Source organism: Desemzia sp. FAM 23989, assembly GCF_045528345.1.
Classification (GTDB): Bacteria; Bacillota; Bacilli; order Lactobacillales; family Carnobacteriaceae; genus Desemzia.
This window is the reverse complement of record NZ_JBGQQT010000069.1, coordinates 1-370: the sequence shown is the minus strand read 5'-3', so window position 1 is coordinate 370 and position 370 is coordinate 1. Positions and strand designations below refer to the sequence as shown.

Annotated in this window: 1 tRNA gene and 1 rRNA gene; both read left to right on the top strand. The window is 42.7% G+C overall.

The features are described from left to right. A 16S ribosomal RNA gene (locus tag ACEN36_RS13100) occupies window positions 1-68 on the top strand; the annotation flags it as partial. Window positions 69-152: 84 nt separating this feature from the next. Further along, window positions 153-225: transfer RNA gene (locus ACEN36_RS13095), tRNA-Ala, on the top strand. Window positions 226-370: the final 145 nt, after the last annotated feature.

The window sequence follows — 370 nt, the reverse complement described above, 5'->3', positions numbered from 1 at the left end:
GACAGATAATTGGGGTGAAGTCGTAACAAGGTAGCCGTATCGGAAGGTGCGGCTGGATCACCTCCTTTCTAAGGAATTAACGGAATCCTACACGGTTCGCTTTTACTTTGTTTAGTTTTGAGAGGTTAATTCTTCTCTCAATTAAATAGTTTGGGGCCTTAGCTCAGCTGGGAGAGCGCCTGCCTTGCACGCAGGAGGTCAGCGGTTCGATCCCGCTAGGCTCCATTGCAACTTAGTTGCAACTGAATAGTGTTCTTTGAAAACTGGATATTGTCTAATAGAAACATTTAAGTAAGAAACCGAGAAACACACCGCGTTTAAAAGAGTTTTTTAATTGTTCTTATCGCAAGATAAAACAAGCAACTTCGGT